Origin of the sequence: Streptomyces varsoviensis, assembly GCF_000718635.1 — a bacterium.
Lineage (GTDB): Bacteria > Actinomycetota > Actinomycetes > Streptomycetales > Streptomycetaceae > Streptomyces > Streptomyces varsoviensis.
This window is the reverse complement of sequence record NZ_JOBF01000067.1, coordinates 1-646: the sequence shown is the minus strand read 5'-3', so window position 1 is coordinate 646 and position 646 is coordinate 1. Positions and strand designations below refer to the sequence as shown.

The 646-nt window shown below is 69.5% G+C and carries 1 protein-coding gene and 1 pseudogene; both read right to left on the bottom strand.

Features of this window, described 5'->3' with window-relative positions:
* A pseudogene (locus IF55_RS39070) lies at window positions 1–72 on the bottom strand (Fe-S cluster assembly sulfur transfer protein SufU); the annotation flags it as partial.
* A 10-nt stretch (window positions 73–82) separates the two neighbouring features.
* Window positions 83–646: aminotransferase class V-fold PLP-dependent enzyme (locus IF55_RS35595; RefSeq protein WP_030893386.1), on the bottom strand; the 564-nt coding region annotated here is incomplete at its 5' end.

The window sequence follows — 646 nt, the reverse complement described above, 5'->3', positions numbered from 1 at the left end:
GCGCAGGCCCCGTCCGTGCGGGTGTTTGTAGTGGTCCAGGATCACGTCCTGGTACATCGAATCGAGCTTCACGTGACCACCCCTAGCCGAAGAAGTTCCGTACGTGCTCCAGCCCCGCGACCAGCGCGTCGACCTCGCCGGGGGTGGAGTACAGGTAGAACGACGCCCGGGTGGTCGCCGGAATTCCATACCGCAGGCACACCGGCCGCGCGCAGTGGTGGCCCACCCGCACCGCGATGCCCAGCTCGTCCAGGACCTGCCCCACATCATGCGGGTGGATATCGCCGAGGGTGAAGGAGATCGTCGCCCCCCGGTCCTCCGCCGTCACCGGCCCGATGATCCGCAGCCCCGGCACCTCCCCGAGCCGCCCCACCGCGTACTCGGTGATCGCATGCTCATGCGCCGCGATCTTGTCCATGCCGATCGCCGCAAGGTAGTCCACCGCCGCCCCCAGCCCCACCGCCTGCGCGATCGGCGGGGTGCCGGCCTCGAACTTGTGGGGGGCCGGCGCGTAGGTGGAGGAGTGCATGGTGACGGTCTCGATCATCTCCCCGCCGCCCAGGAAGGGGGGCAGGTCCTCCAGGAGTTCCTGCCGGCCCCACAGCACCCCGATCCCCGTCGGCCCGCACATCTTGTGCCCGGTAAA